This window comes from Arthrobacter sp. 1088 (assembly GCF_031455315.1).
Taxonomy (GTDB): Bacteria; Actinomycetota; Actinomycetes; order Actinomycetales; family Micrococcaceae; genus Arthrobacter.
Window position 1 is genome coordinate 384,657 of the sequence record NZ_JAVDSM010000004.1, and the last position, 23,378, is coordinate 408,034.

Annotated in this window: 16 protein-coding genes; 12 read left to right on the forward strand and 4 right to left on the reverse strand. The window is 63.6% G+C overall.

Annotated elements, in window-relative coordinates; translation table 11 throughout:
• Window positions 1-5 precede the first annotated feature (5 nt).
• From J2Y41_RS08585 to J2Y41_RS08595, 3 genes are all read right to left on the reverse strand, one after another.
• On the reverse strand, window positions 6-3,962 hold the full coding sequence (locus J2Y41_RS08585; RefSeq protein ID WP_309927994.1) for a Pls/PosA family non-ribosomal peptide synthetase: 3,957 nt from the start codon (window positions 3,960-3,962) through the stop codon (window positions 6-8).
• Between the two features lie 87 nt (window positions 3,963-4,049).
• On the reverse strand, window positions 4,050-5,015 hold the full coding sequence (locus J2Y41_RS08590; protein WP_309927996.1) for a quinone oxidoreductase: 966 nt from the start codon (window positions 5,013-5,015) through the stop codon (window positions 4,050-4,052).
• A gap of 85 nt (window positions 5,016-5,100) precedes the next feature.
• Window positions 5,101-6,189: an acyl-CoA desaturase gene (locus tag J2Y41_RS08595; protein WP_224092439.1), complete on the reverse strand. Its 1,089-nt coding sequence runs from the start codon at window positions 6,187-6,189 to the stop codon at window positions 5,101-5,103.
• A 178-nt stretch (window positions 6,190-6,367) separates the two neighbouring features.
• Between J2Y41_RS08595 and argC the strand changes: the two genes are divergently transcribed.
• The 9 genes from argC to J2Y41_RS08640 all read left to right on the forward strand — a co-directional run bounded on the left by argC (window position 6,368) and on the right by J2Y41_RS08640 (window position 15,838).
• On the forward strand, window positions 6,368-7,399 hold the full coding sequence (gene argC / locus J2Y41_RS08600) for an N-acetyl-gamma-glutamyl-phosphate reductase (protein ID WP_309927998.1): 1,032 nt from the start codon (window positions 6,368-6,370) through the stop codon (window positions 7,397-7,399).
• Complete coding sequence (gene argJ, locus J2Y41_RS08605) at window positions 7,396-8,562, forward strand: bifunctional glutamate N-acetyltransferase/amino-acid acetyltransferase ArgJ (protein ID WP_224167021.1); 1,167 nt, start codon at window positions 7,396-7,398, stop codon at window positions 8,560-8,562. Before argC ends, argJ begins: the two co-directional genes overlap by 4 nt.
• Before the next feature lie 10 nt (window positions 8,563-8,572).
• Window positions 8,573-9,532, forward strand: coding sequence for an acetylglutamate kinase (argB, locus tag J2Y41_RS08610; RefSeq protein ID WP_224167022.1), 960 nt, complete (start codon window positions 8,573-8,575; stop codon window positions 9,530-9,532).
• Window positions 9,529-10,794, forward strand: a complete 1,266-nt coding sequence (locus J2Y41_RS08615; RefSeq protein WP_224092443.1) for an acetylornithine transaminase — start codon at window positions 9,529-9,531, stop codon at window positions 10,792-10,794. Before argB ends, J2Y41_RS08615 begins: the two co-directional genes overlap by 4 nt.
• Window positions 10,791-11,795: an ornithine carbamoyltransferase gene (gene argF / locus J2Y41_RS08620; RefSeq protein WP_224167023.1), complete on the forward strand. Its 1,005-nt coding sequence runs from the start codon at window positions 10,791-10,793 to the stop codon at window positions 11,793-11,795. The genes J2Y41_RS08615 and argF overlap by 4 nt, the downstream gene beginning before the upstream one ends.
• Window positions 11,795-12,331, forward strand: a complete 537-nt coding sequence (locus J2Y41_RS08625; RefSeq protein ID WP_223936621.1) for an arginine repressor — start codon at window positions 11,795-11,797, stop codon at window positions 12,329-12,331. Before argF ends, J2Y41_RS08625 begins: the two co-directional genes overlap by 1 nt.
• 72 nt (window positions 12,332-12,403) lie before the next feature.
• A complete protein-coding gene (locus J2Y41_RS08630) occupies window positions 12,404-13,609 on the forward strand; it encodes an argininosuccinate synthase (RefSeq protein ID WP_224092452.1) in 1,206 nt (401 codons plus the stop codon).
• Window positions 13,609-15,024 carry an argininosuccinate lyase gene (gene argH / locus J2Y41_RS08635; protein ID WP_309928003.1) on the forward strand — a complete coding sequence of 472 codons (1,416 nt, stop codon included), beginning with the start codon at window positions 13,609-13,611 and terminating at the stop codon, window positions 15,022-15,024. Before J2Y41_RS08630 ends, argH begins: the two co-directional genes overlap by 1 nt.
• 76 nt (window positions 15,025-15,100) lie before the next feature.
• Window positions 15,101-15,838 carry a maleylpyruvate isomerase family mycothiol-dependent enzyme gene (locus J2Y41_RS08640; RefSeq protein ID WP_309928005.1) on the forward strand — a complete coding sequence of 246 codons (738 nt, stop codon included), beginning with the start codon at window positions 15,101-15,103 and terminating at the stop codon, window positions 15,836-15,838.
• Window positions 15,839-16,485: 647 nt separating this feature from the next.
• Here the strand turns inward: J2Y41_RS08640 and J2Y41_RS08645 are convergent.
• The gene (locus tag J2Y41_RS08645; RefSeq protein WP_309928007.1) at window positions 16,486-17,976 is read right to left on the reverse strand and encodes an AlkA N-terminal domain-containing protein; all 1,491 of its coding nucleotides are present in this window, start codon (window positions 17,974-17,976) and stop codon (window positions 16,486-16,488) included.
• A 94-nt stretch (window positions 17,977-18,070) separates the two neighbouring features.
• Here J2Y41_RS08645 and J2Y41_RS08650 point away from each other — a divergent pair, with 94 nt between their 5' ends.
• The 3 genes from J2Y41_RS08650 to tyrS all read left to right on the forward strand — a co-directional run bounded on the left by J2Y41_RS08650 (window position 18,071) and on the right by tyrS (window position 22,394).
• Window positions 18,071-18,718 carry a DNA-3-methyladenine glycosylase gene (locus tag J2Y41_RS08650; protein ID WP_309928040.1) on the forward strand — a complete coding sequence of 216 codons (648 nt, stop codon included), beginning with the start codon at window positions 18,071-18,073 and terminating at the stop codon, window positions 18,716-18,718.
• A 99-nt stretch (window positions 18,719-18,817) separates the two neighbouring features.
• Window positions 18,818-21,046, forward strand: a complete 2,229-nt coding sequence (locus J2Y41_RS08655) for an AAA family ATPase (RefSeq protein WP_309928009.1) — start codon at window positions 18,818-18,820, stop codon at window positions 21,044-21,046.
• 37 nt (window positions 21,047-21,083) lie between these two features.
• Window positions 21,084-22,394, forward strand: coding sequence for a tyrosine--tRNA ligase (gene tyrS / locus J2Y41_RS08660; protein WP_224167028.1), 1,311 nt, complete (start codon window positions 21,084-21,086; stop codon window positions 22,392-22,394).
• Window positions 22,395-23,378 lie beyond the last annotated feature (984 nt).

Genomic DNA, 23,378 nt, shown 5'->3' on the forward strand with positions numbered 1-23,378 from the left:
CCAATCTACTTGAGTCGGGCGGCCGGTGCTGCCGGACCCTCCCAAGGACTCACGGGGTTTCCCATCCAATAGGTCCCTGCCGGCACGGTTTCGCCGCGCATTACCAACGACGCCGGACCAACGGTGCCGCCGTCGCCAATGCTTGCGGCAGGAAGGATGACGCCATGGGGTCCCATGGTTGCCCCGTTGCCCAGCGTCACAGTATCGATGCTCATGACGCGGTCGTGGAAAAGGTGCGTCTGGACCACGCAGCCGCGGTTGACGGTTGAGTTCTCGCCGAGCGTCACGAGGTCCGCTTCAGGGAGCCAGTAGCTTTCGCACCACGTTCCATGCCCGATTTTCGCGCCCAGGCCGCGGAGCCACCACACCAAAGCGGGAGTTCCAGCGGCTGAACGGGCGAACCATGGAGCGCTGACCATTTCAATGAAGGTGTCCACCACCTCATTGCGCCAAATGAACGAGCTCCACAAAGGGTGCTCACCGGCGCGAATGGTGCCCACGAGGACCCACTTGGCAATGATGGAACTCAATGCCGCCACCGCTCCGGCAGCCAGGACCACCACACCGCCTAGAAGTGCGGCCAACCAGTAACTCCAGCCTCGGGCGATCGCATCCAGAACCAGCATGACCCCGACGCCGATTGCCACCGTGAGGATGACAGGCACCAGGCGGCACAGTTCCCAGAGACCCCTTGCCAGCTTCAGCTTCAAGGGTGGCTGGAACGTGAGGCTCTGATCGGCGTCGACGGCGGTGCGGCGCAACCTGACTGGTGGGCTGCCCAGCCAGGAGGTGCCGGACTTGGCTTTGGCCGGCGTAGCGGACAGCACGGCGACGAGAGAGTTCTTGGGCACGTTGCGGCCCGCTGCCGTCATACCCGAGTTGCCCAGGAACGAACGCTTCCCGATCTTGGCAGGAGCGATTTTCATCCAGCCGCCGCCGAGTTCGTAAGAGGCCACCATCGTGTCGTCGGCGAGGAATGCTCCGTCGCCGATCGTCGTCATCCTGGGCACCAACAGCACAGTCGATGCCTCCACGTTCCGTCCAACCTTGGCTCCCAGAAGACGGAGCCACACGGGGGTAAACAGGCTCGCATAGATGGGGAAGAGCAGGTCCCTTGCCATGTCCAGCAACCGCTCAGTAGCCCAAACCTGCCAACCGATGCGACTCCGCACCCGGTAGTAGCCTTCCTTGAGTCCCAAGCCCAGGAGCCGGGCAACAACCAGGATCAGGATGAGGTTGCTGAAGAACCATGCGAGGGCGGCAAGCGGCAACGCCATGCTGATCTGTGGCAGGGCTTCTCCGAGAGACTCATGCCCACGGACAAATGCGAAGATGACCAAAGCACCGGCGAAGGCGGACACATATGGGATCAAGGCCAGAACGGCGGAGCCGGTGGCGAATGCCGAGAACCACAAGCGGGCCACGATGGGGCTTCGGCTGCTGGGCTCAGGCCAGTCGTGTTTTGCTTTTCCCCGGCGTCGGGCCGGGGAGCCCGACACCAGGTGCCCGGCCTTCACCTTGCCCAGCACTGCGGACCCTGCCTCGACGCGCGCGCCAGCGCCGATGGTGGCTCCGGGCATGAGGGTACTTCGGGAGCCCACTACTGCTCCCGCGCCAACATGGATTTGGCCGATGTGGACAGAATCGCCGTCCACCCACCAGCCGGAGAGGTCCACTTCCGGCTCGATATTGGCCCCGGTTCCCAAGGACAGCAGACCGGTGACCGGCGGCAATGAATGCAGGTGGACGTCCCTTCCGATCTTTGCGCCGAGGGCCCGTGCGTAGTAGGGAACGAACGGTGCGCTGGCCAGGCCAATGGCACCGGAGAGGTCCTGTATTTGCTCAGCCAGCCAAAGCCGCAGGTGCGTCTTGCCGGACCGCGGATATGTTCCGGGTTCAACCTTGCCCAGCAGGATGCGGGCAGCCACCACCGAGATCGCCATGCGGCCCAGTGGACTGACAAAAATCAGCCAGGAAGTCCCGATCCACCACCAGGAAACCACGGGGGCTGCGGTGAATCCAGCGAAATCGGCCAACAGCCTGTTGGCAGCCATGAGGTAGGTCAACCAGCGCATGCCCACCAGGATGTGCAGGGGTACGCCCATGAGGACCTGGAAGACCTGCGACTTAAGGGCTGTGGGCCGTACGGTGCGCTCCGCAGCGGGACCCGGCATGCCGCCGTCGGGAAGCGACTGCCGCGCAGCCTCTATGAGTGCGCCAACCCGCGGCGTCGCATAGATGTCCGCCACCGTGATGGTCGGGTACCGAACACGCAATGCGGAAACAAGCTGCGCGGCCGCCAGCGAGCCGCCACCGTAGGCGAAGAAGTCCGCGTCAAGGGAGCTGACAGGGCTGCCGAGGACCGATTCCCACTGCTCCACAATCCATCGGGCGTCGTCCGGCAGATTCAGCGGTGCTTTGCCCGCCTCCTTGGCTGCAACGCCGGCAAGAGGCCACGGAAGCGAGTGACGATCCACCTTGCCGCTGGTCTTTGTCGGCAGCGAACCAACAACCGTCAGGAGGGGGACCAATGCTGCAGGAAGGCTCTCGCCCAACTGTCTGCGGGCCTCGTCCAGGTCCAGTACGCAGCCCTCGGTGGGCGCCAGGTATCCGACGAGGATCTGGTTACCTGCAGACGTCGTTTGCACCGCGGCGGCCGCACCTCCCACCCCAGGCAGAGACTGCAGTGCGGCATCGACTTCGCCCAGTTCGATCCGTCGCCCACCCAGTTTGACCTGTTCGTCGGCCCTCCCGACGAAGACCAGACCCTCGGCTTCGAAGCGCACAAGGTCACCGGACCGGTAGGCGCGTTCCCAGGCCAGGGTCGGCATGGCTGCATACTTCTCAGCATCCTTAGCCGGATCCAGGTATCGGGCCAGGCCCACTCCGCCGATAATCAATTCCCCAATTTCACCCTCAGCCACGGGCACGCCGGCGGAATCGACGACGGCGAGGTCCCAGCCGTCCAGCGGCAGTCCGATGCGAACAGGGCCAGGTCCGCCCAGGGGAGCCGCGCAGGCGACCACTGTGGCCTCGGTGGGTCCGTACGTGTTCCAGACTTCCCGGCCGTCGACGGCGAGCCGTTCGGCGAGTTCAGGCGGGCAGGCCTCCCCACCAAAGATGAGTAGTCGCACATTCTCGAGGGCTTCGACTGGCCACAAAGCAGCCAGGGTTGGCACTGTCGAAACAACGGTGATGCCGTGGTTGATGAGCCATGGGCCCAGATCCATGCCGGTCCGTACAAGGGCGCGTGGAGCCGGTACCAGGCAGGCGCCGTGCCGCCAGGCCAGCCACATCTCCTCGCAGGAAGCATCGAACGCGACCGAAAGGCCGGCCAGGACCCTGTCCTGCGGGCCGATGGGATCGGATTGCAGGAAGAGACGGGCTTCGGCGTCCACGAAAGCGGCCGACGAGCGGTGCTTGACGGCAACGCCCTTCGGCGTACCCGTGGAACCGGAGGTAAAGATGATCCACGAGTCGTCATCCAGTCCAGGTTTCTGCGGCTCCGTCACGGCCTTCCGCGTCTCGCCTGCCACTTCAACGGCCAGGCCGGCACCAACGACGGCGGCCACCTTGGCTTCGCCAAAAACCAGCCGGGCGCGCTCCTCGGGGTCGTCGGCATCCACGGGGACGTAGGCTGCCCCCGCCATGAGGATTCCCAGGATGGCGACGTAAAGATCACCGGTGCCGGATGGGATGCGGACGCCGACCTTGTCCCCTCGGCCAAGACCAGCGGCGTTCAGGACCCGCGCGAACGCGCGGACTGCTCCAAGCAGTTCGGTGTAGCTCAGTGACTTCCGGCCATCGTCCAATGCCGAGGATTCCGGAAAAGCTGCCGCAGTCGCTTCGAGGATATCCACCAGGGTCCGCTGAGGAGGTGCTGCAGACGCCCCCGGAAATTGGGGGCGGTAGGTGGCCAAGGCATCCAAGTTCCCGGCCACGGCAGAATGTTCTGTGCTCACGCAGTCAGCTTTGCCCAGAAAGGTGAACAAAAGGTGTCGGCGGCTTCCTGCCGTTCACGGTTTGTTGCACGAATGATCGCTTTGCCGTTACGGCAGCAGCAGGACCTTCCCCGTGGTGAGGCGTCCTTCGAGGTCCCTGTGTGCCTGGGCCGCTTCGGCCAAGGGGTAGGTGGCGCCGACCCGAACCGCCAGCGTGCCGTTCGCTGCGGCCTCGAAGATCTCGGCTGAGCGCCAGCGCCGCTCGTGCGTGTTCTGGACGAAATGGCCCATCGTGGGGCGGGTCAATGTCAGTGAGCCGCCCGAGTTCAGGCGTTGGGGATCGAACGGGGGGACGGGACCTGAAGCGGCGCCGAAGAGCACCATGGAACCCCTGATGCGCAGGCTCCGCAGGGAGTCGTCGAACGTATCCTTACCCACGCCGTCGTACACCACATTGACGCCCTCGCCGTTGGTAAGTTCGCGGACCTTGTCCGCGAAGCCTTCATAGCGGAGGACTTCGTCGGCGCCGGCGAGCTTGGAGAGGTCGGCCTTTTCGTCCGAGGAAACTGTGGTGATGACCCGTGCCCCACGCGCCTTCAACAGTTGGGTTAGAAGCAGTCCCACACCGCCGGCTCCCGCGTGCAGCAGCACCGTGTGGCCAGGTTCCACGCGGAAGGAGGAGTTCATCAGGTAGTGGGCGGTAATTCCCTGCAGTGGCAGGGCGGCTGCAGTGTGATCATCGACGCCGGCCGGCACGGGGAGCGCCTTCGCGGCGTCCACGAGTGCGTAGTCAGCGTAGGTCCTGGAACCTTCGGCAGTGGCAACCCTCTCACCTACAGAGAAGTCCTCTACACCCTCACCCATTGCTTCGATGGTTCCGGCGGCTTCCGCGCCGGGGGTGAAGGGGTACTCAACCTTGTAGGTGCCGCGGCGCTGGTAGGTCTCAATGAAATTGACCCCGGCAGCTGCGACCTTGATCAACAGCTGCCCGGGACCAGGTACGGGTGGCTCCACGGAAGCATATTCGAGGACTTCAGGTCCTCCCGGCTCCTTGGCAACAATCGCGTGCGTCATGGTGGCTCCTTACTCCGGGACGGTCCTTCCGGTGCCCGGTTCCAGAACCCATCCTATGAAGGATGACGCCTTTGGTTGTGGAGGCCTAGAAGCGTCCGTGCGTCGAAGCGACGGGGCAGTCGAAGCCACGACCAGCTGCCAGGCCTACCTCGTTGAGGTAGCTGACCACTATCCCGTAGGACTGAATCAGCGTGGTTTCCGTGTACGGGATGGAGTGCTTCGTGCAGAACTCGCGGACGATTCCTGCGGCCTTGTGAAGGTGGGGCCGGGCCATGTCAGGGAACAAGTGGTGTTCCACCTGGCGGTTCAGTCCGCCCAGCAGGAAGTCCATGAAGCGTCCGCCCGAGATGTTGCGGGAGGTAAGGATCTGCCGGTTGAGGAAGTCGACTCGGCTGTCCTTGGGAAGGACAGGCATGCCCTTGTGGTTGGGGGCAAACGAGGCGCCCATGTAGAAGCCGTAGACCATGATCTGGACACCGAGGAACGCAAACGCCATACCGATGGGCAGGAAGGTGAAAGCGAGGACCGGAAGGGCGGCAAGACGGGCCACCAGGATAGGCGTCTCCACCCAGCGGTGGCGCACCTTCTGCTTGCCGAAGACAAAGCGAAGCGAGTCGAATTGCAGGCTCAGGCCAAGGAGCGTGAGGAGCGGGAAGAAAAACCAGCCCTGCTTCCTGGTCAGGAAGGCCAGGCGTCCTTTGCGTTCGGCGGCTGCATCTTCGTAGAAGACCAGCGCGTTGTTCCGGATGTCAGGGTCCTTGGAAATGACGTTGGGGTGGTTGTGGTGGGCACCGTGTTTTTGCTCCCACCAGGAGTAGCTGATGCCTGCGATTCCTGTTGCCAGGAGCCGGGCTGACCAGTCGTTTGCGCGACGGGACGCGAAGATCTGCTTGTGTCCGGCCTCGTGTGCCAGGAAGCTCAATTGTGTGCAGAAAATACCCACGGCGGCAGCGATCAGGAGCTGGAACCAGGAGTCACCCAGCAGGGCGAAGCCTGTCCAGGTGGCGGCCATGAGGATCATGAGGGCTACGAAGAGCCAGATGTAGAACCCGCTGCGCCGTTCGAGAAGACCGGCAGCTTTCACGCTCTTAAGGAGCTCCGAATAGCTTTGAACAACGGGGTTTGGCTGAATTGCGCGTGTCTTGGGGCGCTCAGCGGTGGACGTGGGTGCCATATATGTGCCCCGTATCGCTAACGGGCAACGCTGCAGCCGACGTTCGGACTGCACGGTCTGGATCACCCTCCACTAAGCATACGCCGTCCGCACTAACTTATGTGACGCCGTGCACTTGCCAGAAGACGGCGTGCATAAATATCGGCAACCATGAATAGTTTTGCTGTACAGTGGAGCTATGACTATTTCTGTTGCCGTCTCCGGTGCCAGCGGCTACGCCGGGGGAGAAGTGCTGCGCCTGCTTGCGGGCCATCCGAACGTCACTATCGGTGCGATCACTGCGCACAGCAACGCCGGTTCCAGACTAGGGGAGTTGCAGCCGCATCTCCACGGTTTGGCAAGTCGGATTCTTGAAGACACCACTGTGGAGAACCTGTCCGGGCATGATGTCGTCTTCCTGGCGCTCCCGCACGGCGCTTCTGCGGAGATCGCTGCCCAATTGCCGGAAGGCACAGTAGTCATCGACGCCGGAGCGGACCACCGCCTGCAGGATCCGGCTGCCTGGGAAAAGTTTTACGGCTCGGCCCACGCCGGGACCTGGCCGTATGGGCTCCCTGAACTGCCGGGACAGCGCGACGCCCTCAAGGGTGCCAAGCGCATTGCGGTCCCGGGCTGCTACCCGACGTCGGCCCTGCTCGCCTTGACGCCGGGGTTCGACAATAACCTCCTCCTGACGGACGACGTCGTAATTGTCTCGGCCTCTGGTACCTCCGGTGCGGGCAAGGCGGCAAAGGTCAACCTGATCGGTTCCGAAGTCATGGGATCCATGAGCCCCTATGGAGTTGGCGGCGGGCACCGCCACACGCCGGAAATCGAGCAGGGGCTTTCCAATGCCGCCGGCGAGCCGGTGACGGTGTCCTTTACTCCAACCCTGGCTCCGATGAGCCGCGGTATCCTCACTACGGCCACTGCGAAAGTCGGGCACGGAGTTACCTACGCCGAACTGCGCCAGGCCTGGGCGGAAGCTTATGACGACGAGCCGTTCGTCCACCTTCTCCCCGAGGGCCAGTGGCCCAGCACCAAGTCAGTGCAAGGTTCCAACCACGCAGTCATGCAGGTGGCCTTCGACCAACACGCCGGCCGCGTCATTGTCACGTGCGCTATCGACAACCTCACCAAGGGAACCGCCGGCGGAGCCGTGCAGTCCATGAACATAGCCCTCGGCCTGGACGAAACCGCCGGCCTGAACCTGCAGGGAGTTGCACCGTGACCATTACCGCACCCAAGGGATTCCGGGCTTCCGGCATCAAAGCCGGCATTAAAGCTTCCGGCAACCCGGACCTGGCCCTCGTCGTCAACGACGGTCCGCGAAAGTCCGCTGCCGCCGTCTTCACCTCAAACCGCGTCGCCGCTGCTCCAGTTCACTGGTCACGCCAGGTGGTCAGCGATGGCCGTGTGGACGCCGTGATCCTGAACTCCGGCGGAGCCAACGCCTGCACTGGCCCGCAGGGATTCCAGAACACGCATGCCACGGCCGAGAAAGTGGCCGAAGTGCTGGGAGTCTCAGCTTCCGACGTCGTGGTTTGCTCCACTGGCCTGATCGGCGAGCAACTGCCCATGGACAAGATCCTTCCGGGCGTTGAAACCGCGTTCGGCGAGCTTTCGGCAGACGGCGGTTCGGCCGCTGCCACGGCGATCATGACCACGGACAGCGTCTCCAAGGAGGCCGTCTTCACAGGAACCGACGCCGAAGGCAAGCAGTTCACAGTTGGCGGCATCGCCAAGGGTGCCGGCATGCTGGCCCCCGGCCTGGCAACCATGCTTGTTGTCCTCACCACCGACGCCGAGGTACCGGCGGACGAGCTCGACGTCGTCCTCCGCGATGCCACGCGTGTCACGTTTGACCGCGCCGACTCTGACGGTTGCATGTCCACCAACGACACCGTGGTGCTGATGGCCTCGGGTGCCTCCGAAGCACTGCCCTCTGCGGAACAGTTGAGCGAGGCCATCACGAAGGTCTGCGCCGAGTTGGCCCGTAAGCTTATCGGCGACGCCGAAGGTGCAAGCCACGACATCGCCATCCGTACCTTCAACGCGGCAAGCGAACGCGACGCCGAGATCGTTAGCCGCGCTGTTGCGCGCTCCAACCTCTTCAAAGCGGCCATCTTCGGCAAGGACCCCAACTGGGGGCGGGTACTCTCTGCCGTGGGCACCACCGATGCCGTGTTCGAGCCGGACCAGCTCAACGTGTCCATGAACGGCGTGCAGATCTGCCGCAACGGCAGCATCGGCGAGGACCGTAACCTGGTGGACCTTGAACCGCGTGAGGTGCGCGTCGACATCGACCTGCAGGCCGGCGACGCCGAGGCAACCATCTGGACCAATGACCTCACGCACGACTACGTGCATGAGAACAGTGCATACTCGAGCTGAGCGGATGACTATGACTGCGCACACCCGGGAAACCACGTCCGCGAGCCACGTCTCGGCCGAAGCAGCCCAGGACAAAGCGGGCACGCTGATCGAGGCCTTGCCCTGGATCCAGCGTTTCGCTGGAACCACCATGGTGATCAAGTACGGCGGGAACGCCATGGTCAACGATGACCTTCGGCGTGCCTTCGCCGAGGATATCGTGTTCCTCCACCACGTGGGCATCCACCCTGTGGTGGTGCACGGCGGCGGTCCGCAGATCAACTCCATGCTGGGCCGGCTTGGCATCGAGTCCGAATTCAAGGGTGGGCTGCGCGTCACCACTCCGGAAGCCATGGACGTGGTGCGCATGGTCCTCACCGGCCAGGTGGGTCGTGAACTTGTGGGCCTCATCAATTCCCATGGTCCGTATGCGGTTGGCATGTCCGGCGAGGATGGCGGCCTGCTGCGCGCAGTCCGCACCGGAACCGTGGTGGACGGCGAGGAAGTTGACCTCGGCTTGGTGGGCGAAGTTGTAGGCGTGGACCCCGCCGGGATCACGGACATCCTCGACGCCGGCCGCATCCCGGTGATCTCGACGGTCGCCCCGGAAATCCTCGACGACGGCAACGGTTCCGGTCCCACTACCGGCCAGGTCCTGAACGTCAACGCAGACACCGCGGCTGCAGCTGTCGCTTCTGCGCTGGGCGCCTCCAAGCTGGTCATCCTGACCGACGTCGAGGGCCTCTACGCGAACTGGCCGGACAAATCGTCCCTGATCTCTTCGCTGACTGCATCCGAACTCCGCGAGATGCTGCCCAAGCTCGAGTCGGGCATGATCCCCAAGATGGCTGCATGCCTGAAAGCGATCGACGAAGGCGTGGAACGCGCGCACATCGTGGATGGCCGGCTGCCGCACTCAATCCTGCTGGAAACCTTTACGACCGCGGGCATCGGCACCCAAGTTGTCCCTGACGAGGAAGTGAACGCATGACCGCGAACGAAGCAGAACTGGTGGAATCCCCAACAGACGCCATTACTGGCCACAGCTCAGGCGCTGACTGGCTGGCCCGCTACAACTCGTCGCTGATGGGTGTCTTCGGCACGCCCCAGCGGGTCCTGGTCCGCGGCGCGGGTTGCCTCGTGTGGGACGCCGACGGGAAGGAGTACCTGGATCTCCTCGGTGGCATCGCCGTGAACGCGCTGGGCCACGCCCACCCCTTCGTCACCTCGGTGATCTCCAGCCAGCTCGCCACGCTTGGACACGTTTCCAACTTCTTCACGAGCCCCACGCAGATCGCTCTGGCAGAAAAGCTGCTGGCCATCACCAATGCTCCCGCCGGATCCAAGGTTTTCTTTGCCAACTCCGGGACGGAAGCCAACGAGGCAGCGTTCAAGCTGGCCCGCCGGAACAGCGACGCCGAGCGCACCAAGATTGTTGCCCTCGAAGGCGCTTTCCACGGCCGCACCATGGGTGCGCTCGCACTCACGGCAAAAGAGGCCTACCGGACACCGTTCGAGCCCCTGCCCGGCGGCGTGGTCCACATTCCGTTCGGTGACATCGAAGCCCTGCGCTCCGCCGTCGACGAATCCACGGCAGCCGTCTTCCTGGAACCAATCCAAGGCGAAGCGGGCGTCCGGCCGCTGAGCGCCGAATATCTGCAGGCAGCCCGCGAAGCCACCACGGCGGCCGGCGCCCTGTTGATTTTGGACGAGGTCCAGACCGGCATCGGCCGGACCGGCAAATGGCTGGCCAGCGAAGACGCGGGGATTGTCCCCGACGCCATCACGCTTGCCAAGGGACTTGGCGGCGGCTTCCCGGTCGGTGCGTTGATTACTTTCGGAAGCACGACGTCGGCCCTGCTCACCGCCGGGCAGCACGGAACCACTTTCGGTGGAAATCCCGTGGCCACGGCTGCTGCCCTTGCCACGCTCCACGCGATCGAGAGCCAAAGTGTCCTCCAGAACGTCCTGAGTGTCGGGGCACACCTACGCGAGGGTCTTGCCCGGGTGGACGCCGTGACTGAGGTCCGCGGTGAAGGTCTCCTTATCGGATTCGACGTCAATGCCGATGTAGCTCCTGCCATGGTTACTGCAGGCCTTGACGCCGGGTTCATCATCAACAGCCCGGGGCCAAAGACCATCCGGCTGGCACCGCCGCTGATCCTCACCATCGAGCAGGCAGACCGTTTCCTGGCTGCGCTGCCTGAGCTCATTACAACGGCTACCGCCCAAACTGCTAAGGACGCACAGTGACTACATCCACCACCCGTCACTTCCTCAAGGACACCGACCTGAGCGCTGCTGAGCAGGCCGAGGTTCTTGAGCTCGCAGCCCGCATGAAAGCGGCGCCGTACAGCGTCCAACCTTTCGCGGCCGATGGCAATGGCCGGAAGACCGTCGCCGTCATCTTCGACAAGACCTCCACCCGTACCCGTGTTTCCTTCGCCACCGGCATCGCGGACATGGGCGGCAACGCGCTCATCATCAACCCCGGCGAAGCACAGATCGGGCATAAGGAATCCGTGGAGGACACCGCCAAGGTCCTTGAGCGCATGGTCTCCACCATCGTGTGGCGGACCGGGGCCCACTCGGGCCTGGTTGCCATGGCGGAGAACTCCAAGGTCCCGGTCATCAACGCCCTCTGCGACGACTACCACCCCTGCCAGCTCCTCGCGGATCTCCTGGCGGTCAAGGAGCACAAAGGCGAACTGAAGGGCCTGAGCATGGCCTACCTCGGTGATGCGGCCAACAACATGGCCAATTCCTACCTTCTGGCTGGCGTCACAGCTGGCATGCACGTCCGTATTTCCGGTCCCGTTGGCTACTTGCCGGCCCCGGAGATTGTGGCTGCTGCACAAGAGCGTGCCGCCGAGACAGGCGGCTCAGTGCTCATTACCAGCGATGCTGCCGAAGCCCTTAAAGGCGCTGACGTCGTGGCAACGGACACCTGGGTATCCATGGGTCAGGAAGCCGAGAAGGAAGCCCGGCTGCAGCTCTTCCGCGACTACTCCGTGGATGAGGCCGCCATGGCGCAGGCCGCGCCGGACGCCGTCGTTCTTCACTGCCTTCCTGCTTACCGTGGTTATGAAATTTCCGCTGGCGTCATCGACGGCCCGCAGTCGATCGTCTGGGACGAAGCTGAGAACCGACTCCATGCCCAGAAGGCACTCATGGCCTGGCTGATGCACCGTTCCGGACTTGCGTTCGTGGAAGGTCTTTCTCCCGTCGAGGGCACTGGGGAGAGCACGTTCTAGTGTCCACGAATCCGTCGGTTCCGGGCGCCAGCCCGGCCACCAAGACTGCCCGCCAGGCGCGTATCACCGCGATCCTGACGGGTGAGTCCGTGCGTTCCCAGGCAGAGCTTGCAGCCCTGCTGGCGGACGACGGCGTTCAGGTCACCCAAGCCACGCTGTCCCGCGACCTTGTGGAACTTGGCGCGGTGAGGGTTCGCGGCAAGGAAGGCGCACTGGTCTATGCCGTTCCGGGGGAGGGCGGTGACCGCAACGCTAAAAGCGGCGTCACGCAGGAAATCCTGGACGCGCGGCTCTCCCGGCTGTGTGGTGAGCTGCTCGTAACTGCAGAGGCTTCGGGCAACATTGTTGTCCTGCGAACACCTCCGGGGGCAGCAAACTTCCTGGCACTGGCCATCGACCACTCCGTAATGCCGTCGGTATTGGGTACGATCGCAGGCGACGACACTCTGCTGTTGGTTGCCAGGGATCCCGACGGCGGAGCCGAACTGGCGGCCCGTTTCCTGCGGATGGCCGAGGAAGCCGGACCGGGAAACTAGCCCGCGGTGGCAACAACTGATTTACGCAGCATTGATTTCAAATGAACCAAGCAACAACAAAGGAGCACTCTCGTGACTGAGCGCATTGTTCTGGCCTACTCCGGTGGCCTCGATACGTCCGTAGCCATCGGCTGGATCGGTGAAGCCACCGGCGCCGAGGTCATCGCCGTGGCCGTCGACGTCGGACAGGGCGGCGAGTCCCTGGAGACCATCCGCCAGCGCGCCCTCGGTTGCGGCGCCGTCGAGGCCTATGTTGCCGACGCCCGCGACGAATTCGCCAACGAATACGCCATGCCGACGCTGAAGGCCAACGCCCTCTACCAGGGCCACTACCCGCTGGTGTCTGCCATTTCGCGTCCGGTGATCGTCAAGCACCTCGTGAAGGCTGCCCGCGAATTCGGTGCCACCACCGTCGCCCACGGCTGCACCGGCAAGGGCAATGACCAGGTCCGCTTCGAAGTTGGCATCCAGACGCTCGGCCCGGACCTGAAGTGCATCGCACCGGTCCGCGACCTCGCCCTGACCCGCGACAAGGCGATTGCCTTCGCCGAGGAAAAGGGACTGCCGATCGAGACCACCAAGAAGAACCCGTACTCGATCGACCAGAACGTCTGGGGACGCGCCGTCGAGACCGGTTACCTTGAGGACATCTGGAACGCACCTACCAAGGACATCTACGACTACACCGCCACGCCGGAATTCCCGCCGGCGCCGGACGAGGTCACCATTTCCTTCGAAGCCGGCGTGCCGGTAGCCATCGACGGCGTGAAGGTCACCCCGCTGCAGGCCATCCAGGAACTGAACCGCCGTGCCGGCGCGCAGGGCGTTGGCCGCATCGACGTCGTCGAGGACCGCCTCGTTGGCATCAAGTCCCGCGAAATCTACGAGGCACCGGGTGCAATGGCGCTGATCACCGCCCACAAGCACCTCGAGGATGTCACAATCGAGCGCGAGCAGGCCCGCTTCAAGGCCACCGTTGGCCAGCGCTGGGCCGAGCTGGTCTACGACGGCCAGTGGTTCTCCCCGCTGAAGCGCTCCCTGGACGCGTTCATCGAGGACACCCAGAAGTACGTCTCCGGCGACATCCGCATGGTCCTCCACGGCGGCCAGGCAATCGTCAACGGTCGTCGCTCCGAGACTTCGCTGTACGACTTCGACCTCGCTACCTACGACACCGGCGACACCTTCGACCAGTCCATGGCGCGCGGCTTCATCGAGCTGTGGGGCATGTCCTCCAAGGTTGCCTCCGGCCGCGACCTGCGGGTCTCGGGCGAGTAATGACGTCCGCAACAAACGAAGGCGCACTGTGGGGCGGCCGGTTCGCCGGCGGCCCCGCGGATGCGCTGGCAGCATTGAGCAAGTCCACGCACTTTGACTGGCGGCTGGCCCGCTATGACATCGCCGGCTCCAAGGCGCACGCCCGCGTGCTGGCGAAGGCCGGATTGCTGGACGACGCCGAACTTGAAGGCATGCTTGCCGCCCTCAACCAGCTGGACGAGGACGTGGCGAGCGGTGCCTACCTCCCGGCCGAGAGCGATGAGGATGTTCACGGTTCACTTGAGCGTGGCCTGATCGAGCGTGCCGGAACCCAGTTGGGCGGCAAGCTCCGTGCCGGCCGTTCCCGCAACGATCAAGTGGCAACGCTCGGCCGCATGTTCCTGCGCGACCATGCCCGGATCATCGCTGCTGGCGTCCTCGCCACCATCGACGCACTCGTGGAGCAGGCAAAGGCCCACCAGGGTGTTGCGATGCCTGGCCGGACGCACCTTCAGCACGCCCAGCCGGTATTGCTGAGCCATCACCTTCTGGCACATGCCTGGGCACTGCTTCGCGACGTGCAGCGACTCCAGGACTGGGACAAGCGTGCTGGAGTTTCGCCGTATGGTTCTGGTGCCTTGGCCGGTTCGTCGTTGGGGCTGGATCCCGAGGCCGTTGCAGCTGATCTTGGCTTCTTCTCGGCTGTCCACAACTCGATTGATGGCACCGCCTCCCGCGATGTCTTCGCCGAGTTCGCATGGGTGTGCTCCATGATTGGCGTTGATCTTTCCCGGATCTCCGAGGAAGTCATCTTCTGGGCCACCAAGGAATTCTCCTTCGTGACCCTGCACGACTCGTACTCCACTGGGTCCTCGATCATGCCGCAGAAGAAGAACCCGGACGTTGCCGAGCTCGCGCGCGGCAAGGCAGGACGCCTCATCGGCAACCTGACCGGACTGCTGGCAACGCTCAAGGGCTTGCCGCTCGCGTACAACCGCGATCTGCAGGAGGACAAGGAACCGGTCTTCGACGCCGCCGACACCCTGGAGCTGTTGCTTCCGGCCGTGTCCGGCATGATCGCCACGCTGAAGTTCAACACGGAGCGCATGGAGTCCCTGGCTCCCCAGGGCTTTGCGCTGGCCACGGACATCGCAGAATGGCTCGTCCGCCAGGGCGTTCCCTTCCGTGAAGCACACGAGCTTTCAGGTGCTGCGGTCAAGCAGGCTGAAAGCCGTGGGGTTGAGCTGTGGGACCTGACGGATGAAGAGTATTCAGCGATCTCGGAGCACTTGACTCCCGAGGTCCGCAGCGTGCTAAGCACTGAGGGTTCGCTCAACAGCCGCAACTCCCAGGGCGGAACTGCACCGGCCGCCGTCGAACGCCAATTGGTGGCGCTCATGGCAGAACTGGATGCAGCACGCAGCTACGCCGGCTAAACGCACCATCAATCCTGTGGGATGGCACATCACGTGCCGTCCCACAGGGCTTTAAGGGGTGCGTTAGCATGGCGCTATGACTCAGATCACCACTGGGGCGCTGCCCGCAGAGCTTCACAAAGCCGCCGACATCGTTACCCGCCTCCTCACCAAAATGGACGAGGCATCCGTCCCGCAACCGTCCGAGCTCCCGGGCTGGACCCGTGGCCACGTCCTTGCCCATATTGCCGGGATTTCGCGCGCCATGGCCCGCCAGCTCGAGTACGCCCGGCGCGGTGAGGCCGTGGAACTGTACGACGGCGGCATGGACGGACGCAACAAGGCCATCGAGCTGGCCGCCGGACACAGCCTCGCAGACCATAAGGAGTCCGTTGACACCGCGCTGTCTCGTGCCTTGGCGGCGTTTGACGCACTGGAACCAGCCGACTGGGAGGCGCGCATCAGCTACCGGGACGGAACAGTCCTCGACGGCGGTCTGGCACTGCGGCGCGAACTCACCATCCATGCATCGGATCTTGGACTGGGATATGGGCCTGAAACCTGGAGCCGGCCCTTCTGCGAGCACCTGTTCACTTTCCTCGAAGCACGCGTTCCGGAGAAGTACAAATTTGTCCTGCAGCCCACTGGACTGCCGCAGCGGGTCATTGGTCACGGCGGCACCTCGATTGCCATTACGGGCATGCTCACCGACATCGCGGCATGGCTCGCAGGCCGCGAACCGAGCTTGGGAAGCCTGCGAGCTACCGCGGCGGCCGACGGCGTCGACCTGCCCGAGCTGCTCCCATGGCCCGCGGCACAACCTGCAGCCCGCTAGGCCGTCCTTCTCTCACTTCCTTACGTGTTTCGGCGGATGTTCTCTCACTTCCTGACGTGTTTCGGCCGGTGCTCTCTCACTTCCTGACGTGCTTCGGTGGATGCTCTCGCACTTCCTGACGTGTTTCGGCCGTCCTTCTCTCACTTCCTGCCGTTTTTTGGGTCGTGGTCGCTAACGTCCTGATGCATCGGGGGAGCGGTACGACGTCGGCACCCGGCTGAATGCCGACGCGGGGTTATGGGAGACGAAAGGGAGCTGCGAGTCCTTGTCCCTTGGGGATGTTCTCTCAGATCCTGAGGCTTTTCCGGCGACGCTCTCTCACTTCCCGCGGCGTTTTCCCCTTTCCTCTCTCACTTCCTGCCGCGTTGAGATGTGAGAGAGGAAACGGCGAAAGGCGTTGGGATGTGAGTGAAGGATCGCGGAAGGGCGTTGGGATGTGAGTGAAGGATCGCGGAAGGGCGTTGGGATGTGAGTGAAGGATCGCGGAAGGGCGTTGGGATGTGAGTGAAGGATGGCGGAAGGGCGCTGGGATGTGAGAGAAGGATGGCGGAAGGGCGCTGGGATGTGAGAGAAGGATCGCGGAAGGGCGCCGGGATGTGAGAGAAGGATCGCGGAAGGGCGCCGGGATGTGAGAGCGGAAACGGGAGCTACGAGTGTTTGGGCTTCGTTGCCGCCCGCCACAAATGCATGGTGGCGTAGGACCGCCAAGGACTGACTTCCCGGAATTCAGGGGTGAGGCCGGGACCAGGAGGGAGGACCCGCAACCCGTTTCGAACGGCCGCGTCATTGCTCAGGAAAACGTCGGGCGCTCCCAGCACGCGCATGGCGACATACCCTACGGTCCAAGGCCCAATTCCTGGTAACGGCAGCAACTTTCGCTCCAGTCCTGCAACGTCGTCGCCGTAGCCGAACTCGAGGGCCCCTGTGGCCATCGCTTCGGCCACGGCAACCACTGACTCGATGCGCCGCTGCGGTCCCCGCAGCAGGATGCGGGCGTCTTCGGCGAGTTCCGCCGCGGTCGGAAACAGGCGATCCAAACCGGGGACACCGCCGTCGATCGGGGAGCCGAGAGCTGATAATTGGGTCAGTGCCGTCCGGGCAGCAGCAACGGTGATTTGCTGGCCGATTAGAGCCCTGACCAGCAGTTCCTGGGGGTCGACTGCTCCTGGCACGCGAATTCCGGGAACCTCCTTGATGCTCCCTTTGAGCCGGGGGTCCATCGCCAAGGCGTCGTCGATCGCTTCTGGGTCGGCGTCCAGATCGAACAACCTGCGGACACGACTCAACAACACCGGGAGGTCGTGGAGGTCCACCACCGTAGCCGACAACTGCAAGGGCTTGCCCTGCCTTGAGGGGCTGTAGGCCACCGAGAACGTGGCGTTGCCGCGCGGGAGGCGGAGGGTTCGGGCATAGGTCCTGGTTCCGTCGTGTCCGGTGCTTGCCGACTCGATGCCCGGCACAGCACGAACCGCCAGGAAATCGAAGATTCCCGGGTCGAAGGGCTCCCGATATGGCAGATTCAACGTCAGAGCGGCTGGTGTCCCGTCGCTTGCCTCCCCGGCACCCCTGCGAACTCCCGATTTCGCACCGGTGGTTCGCAGCGCCGTCGGGGTCATCGCAAAAACCTCGCCGATGGTGTCGTTGAATTGCCTCACGCTATTGAACCCCGAGGCAAAGGCGACATCGGCGAGGAGCATCTTCGTTGAGACCAACAGCGTCCTTGCTGTCTGCGCCCTGCTGGCCCGTGCCAGTGAGAGCGGGCCGGCGCCAAGTTCGTGGCTAAGGATGCGGTTGAGCTGGCGCGCGGAGTAGCCAAGGCGGTGCGCAAGGCCGTCGACCCCCTCGCGGGTGATAACGCCGTCGTTGATCAGGCGCATTGCACGGCCGGCAACGTCGGATCGGATGTTCCAGGCCGGTGTTCCGGGGACGGCCTCGGGCAGGCATCGCTTGCAAGCCCGGTACCCGGCTTCGTGGGCAGCGGCCGACGTCTCGTAGAACGTGACATTCTCGGCCTTCGGCGTACGGGCTGGGCAGGACGGCCGGCAGTAGATACCAGTCGAGCTGACGGCCGTGAAGAATTGTCCGTCGAAGCGGGTGTCGCGGGCGTCAATTGCCCTGTAGCGCTGCCAGAAGTCCATTCCTTCATCCTGTCAGGAGTGCACGCCCGCTGCTAGCGGAAATCGGACATAGCCGTTTCACGATTTTTGCTAGGGTCTGGGCATGAGCTCGTCCATGGAGAAGGGAGTCAGCGATCCCGAAAAAGTGCGTAAGTTCCTCGAAGGCGACCCCCGTGTCATCGCTCCACTGGTCCTTGGCGCGGTGCTCACCCACTACTCCGAAGCCGGTCCAGTCGCGGTGAGACTCACTGAAGTGGAGGCCTATATGGGCCCTCGCGATTCCGAACACCCCGATCCCGGATCGCACACTTTCGGCGGTCCCACGGCCCGTAACGCGCCGATGTTCGGACCACCGGGTTTCCTGTACGTGTACTTCACCTACGGCATGCACTACTGCGCCAACATCGTCTGCGGTCCAGCAGGCTCCCCGTCGGCGTTGCTTCTGCGGGCCGGCGAGATTGTAGAAGGCGAGGGGCTTGCCACCGTAAGGCGGCCTGCCTCCAAAACGCACAAGGACTTGGCCAGTGGACCTGCACGCCTGGCATCGGCGCTGGGACTTACGACGGCGGACACGGGCCGTGACGCGCTCGCCTCACCGTTCAGCTTTTGGCTGCCTAAGACGCCGGTAGCGGCCGTGGCCAGCGGACCGCGGGTTGGGGTAGCTGGTCCCGGTGGAAGTACGGACTACCCGTGGCGCTTCTGGATCGAAGATGATCCAACGGTGTCACGGTACAAAGCAGCGCGGCCACGCAACCGGGCGTGAACTTTGGCCGCTGGTCCGCCATATGACCTGGACCCAACACGTTTACCAAAATCGCTGTAGAATGGACGGTCTGTCTTTTGCGATAGGGGTTACGGTTCGATGCACGACGCTGATTTGGTCCACGAGCAGGAATACGTTGCTGGGCTGTACGCCCGGCTCGATGAGCTGCGCGAAGAAAAGCGTGCCCAGCTGGCCCAGGTGCGCAAGGCCGGTGCAGTGGGAACCATGCAAAACGTGTCCGAACGTGACGCGTTCGCCGCGCTGTATGAGGACCGCCTTGCCCAGCTCGACGCCGTCGATGACCGTTTGGTCTTCGGGCGCCTCGATCTGGACTCGGGGGAGGCCCAGTACATTGGCCGTATCGGGTTGTCTACCGCCGATCTCCAACGGCTCATGGTTGACTGGCGCGCCCCGGAAGCCGGCCACTTTTACCAGGCCACCGCTTTCGACCGCCAAGGCGTGCGCCGCCGTCGACACCTGATCCTGCAAGGCCGGGACGTGAAGGCGATCGAGGACGACGTCCTGGATGCCGGCATGCTCGCGGACAACGATTCCCTGCAAGGCGAGGGCGCGCTCCTTGCGGCCCTGAATTCCAAGCGTACGGGCCGCATGTCGGACATCGTGGGAACCATCCAGTCGGAGCAGGACAGGATCATCCGTTCGTCGATCTCGGGCGCGCTCGTCGTACAAGGTGGTCCAGGGACGGGTAAGACGGCAGTGGCACTGCACCGCGCCGCCTACCTCCTTTACACGCACCGTGATCGGCTCAAGAGTGCCGGCGTTCTGCTGGTGGGACCGTCGTCGTCGTTTATGCACTACATCGAGCGTGTACTGCCCTCGCTGGGCGAGACCGGCGTCGTCATGGCCAGTCTTGGCCGGCTTATGCCCGGAATCCACGCTGTTCCCGAGGAAGATCCGGACGTTGCTGCGCTCAAAGGCAAGCTCGACATGGCCACGGTGGTGGCCAACGCCGTGGCAAACCGGCAGCGCACGCCTGTAGAAGACCGCATTCTCGAAGTCGATTCCCGCAAGCTGACGCTGACCGTCCGCCAGGTCCGCCGCGCACGGGAAAAGGCCCGGGCCACGGGCAAGCCGCACAACGAAGCGCGGCTGACGTTCGTCAAGATCCTTCTGCGTGAGCTCACGGAGCAACTAACGGACCTCGTCGAGGAGTCGAACATCGGCAATAACGCCGATCGCGCCTACCTCGCCGAAGACGTCCGGTCCGCCCGGGACGTCCGCATCGCACTGAACCTGTGCTGGATGCCGATGACTCCGGAGAAGCTGATCTCCGAGCTCTTCAGCAAGCCCGCCATCCTGGAAGCCTGCACGCCACACCTCACACCGGAACAGCGATCCCTTCTGCAGCGGCCAGCGGATGCGCCCTGGACCGAGGCGGACGTGCCGCTTCTTGACGAAGCTGCCGAACTGCTCGGTGAGCTGGATCCTGCCGCGGGCAGGGGACTGGCCCAGCAGGAAGCCGACCGCGCCCGCGATCTGGCCAACGCCAGGCAGACCCTGGCCAACATGGAAGCCATGGGCGTGGATGTCCTGGTGAGCGCCGAAGAACTGGCAGACCAGAACCAGGAACGCGAGAACCGGCTCACCGCAGCCGAGCGCGCTACGAGCGATCGTTCCTGGGCTTTCGGCCACATCGTGGTTGATGAGGCACAGGAACTTTCGGCCATGCAGTGGCGGCTCCTCGTGCGTCGCTGCCCGCTGAAGTCCTTCACGATTGTGGGGGACATCGCCCAAACGAGTGCAGCGGCAGGCGCCAATTCGTGGCAAAGCGCGCTCGCGCCGTCGTTCGGTGACCGCTGGCAGCTCGAAGAACTGACCGTCAACTACCGCACGCCGTCCCAGATCGCGGAAGCCGCTGTTCGGATGGCCAACCGCGCAGGCCTGGTGGTCTCGGCTCCGAAGGCCGTGCGCGAAGGCAAATGGTCGCCCATCGTGGACCGCGTCGAAGCGGACGGAATTATCTCCCGCCTGGTCGAGGTCCTGCCTGAGGAAGTGGAAGCAATCGACGGCGGCCTGCTGGCTGTCATCGCCGACGGCCCACTGCTGCCGCAGGCGGCTGCCGCGCTGCGCGGGATCTACGGCCGCCGCATCGGCTCGGGAGCCGGAAGCTACGAGCAGGACATCGTGGTCATCAGCCCCAAGGAAGCGAAGGGCCTGGAATTTGATGGCGTCATCGTCCTGGAGCCGGCTGCCATGCTCAATCACGAGCACGGCAAGGTGGGCGACCTCTACGTCGCTATGACCCGACCCACGCAGCGGCTCAGGCTCATCGCCGCGGCACCGCTGCCCGCCGGCATCGAACGCTAGGAAAAGTGAACCCAACAATCCTGCTAACTTAGAACTCGTGTCACACGTAAACAACATCGAGTCCCAGCACAACGATCCCGCCTTTGCCAACATCTGGCAGGAGCTCAAATGGCGCGGCCTGATCCACGTTTCCACCGACGAAACGGAACTGGAAAAGCTGCTCGCCGGGGACCCGATCACGTATTACTGTGGCTTTGACCCCACCGCTCCGTCCCTTCACCTGGGTAACTTGGTGCAGCTCCTGCTGATGCGGCGCCTGCAGTTGGCTGGCCACAAGCCGCTCGGCCTGGTTGGCGGATCCACGGGCCTTATCGGTGATCCGCGCCCCACGGCGGAGCGCACCTTGAACACCAAGGACACGGTTGCGGAGTGGGTCGGCTACCTCCAGGGGCAGGTGCGCCGTTTCCTCAGTTTCGAGGGCGATAACGCGGCACGCATGGTCAACAACCTGGACTGGACGGCGCCGCTGAGTGCCATCGACTTCCTCCGTGAGATCGGAAAGCACTACCGGGTGGGCACCATGCTTCGCAAGGATGCTGTCGCCTCCCGTTTGAGTTCCGAAGAGGGCATTAGCTACACCGAGTTCAGTTACCAGATCCTGCAGGGCATGGACTACCTCCAACTGTTCCGCGACTACGGCTGTGCACTGCAGACCGGTGGCTCGGACCAGTGGGGCAACCTCACCAGCGGTACCGAACTCATCCGCAAGGTGGAAGGCAAGAGCGTCCACGCCCTGGGTACGCCGCTCATCACCAACTCGGACGGTACCAAGTTCGGCAAGAGCGAGGGCAACGCCATCTGGCTGGACCCCGAAATGTGCAGCCCGTACGCGTTCTACCAGTTCTGGCTGAACACGGCCGACGCTGACGTGGTGGACCGGCTCAAAGTCTTCACGTTCCTTTCACGTGCGGAAATTGAAGAGCTTGGCCAGGCTGTTGCGGAGCGTCCCTTCGCACGGGAAGGCCAGAAGAAGCTTGCGTTCGAAGTCACGTCCTTGGTGCATGGCATCGATGCGACTGAAAAGGTCATCGCCGCTTCGGCAGCACTCTTCGGCAACGGCGATCTCACCGTCCTGGACGAGCGCACCCTGGAAGCAGCGACCGCGGAACTTCCCTCCGCGAAGATCAGCGCCGACGGTCTTGGAATCATCGACTTGTTGGTGGCCGCCGGTTTGTCCGACAGCAAGTCGGCAGCCCGCCGGACCATCGGGGAGGGCGGCGCCTACGTGAACAACACCAAGGTCTCCGATCCGGATGCCGTTATCGCGCAGGATGAACTGCTTCATGGCCGGTACCTGCTCCTTCGCCGGGGCAAGAAGAACCTGGCGACGATTGAGGTTTCGGCCTAGTTCGCCGTACATCGCAATACCTGAAAGGGCCGGCAACCGTTGTGGTTGCCGGTCTTTTCTGCGTTTAAGCGTGTTTGTGCGTGGGTGGGCGCCGAAGGCGGTTGGGTGGTTGGCGCGGCGCGAAGGTGGGTGGGTGGTTGGCGCGAAGGCGGTGGTCTTCCTCTGCGCGCTCGGTCGTTCCTGCCTTGGACGCGCGTTGCCGGATGGGCGCCGCCTTCTTCGGATGTTCTCTCAGATCGTGCGGGGTTTGGGGGATCGTTCTCTCGGATCGTGCGGGGTTTTGGTGGGTTGGGGGTGTGGTGTTCGACGGCGGTGGTTGGCGTGGGTGTTTGGCGGCGGGGTGGTGGGGTGTGGTTGGTGTGACGGGCTTCACTGGGGTTGGTTTTTGGGGTTTTGGGGTGGTTTTGGCGGGTCTGTGGCGTTGTTTAGCCTGTGTTTGGGCGGTTTTGGCCGGTTTTTGGGTGGTGTTGGGGTGGATTTGTGTGGGGGCTGGTGGGCGTGTAATGTCTTCTGAGTCGCCGCGAGTGAGACAGCCTGGTGCTGGGAACTGCGGGGGCCGACCCCCTTTGATAACAGCCTGGAATATGGTGCGCTTTTGGGCGTGCTGGTTGCCGGGTGGGGCCGGGGCCTGGATCGGGAATCGCGGAAACGTTGATTTGCCAAGATCGGGTTGATCGGGTAAGTTTGAAAAGTTGCTCCGGAGCGATCCAGCGAAGGCTGGTGGTACTGCTTTGGAATAGTGACCTGTTGTTTGAGAACTCAATAGTGTGCCAAGTTTGTTGATGCCGATTGTTTTTTTGATTGGTTGAAATTATGGCCAGGCTGCTGCGCACCCCCGTGTGTGGTGGTTTGGTTTTCAGCTGGTTTCGAATTTTGTGCAGCCGTGTTCGCCGTTATTTCCGGTGGGTGTGGTTGTGTCTGTTTGATTTTTTGTTTTCAACGGAGAGTTTGATCCTGGCTCAGGATGAACGCTGGCGGCGTGCT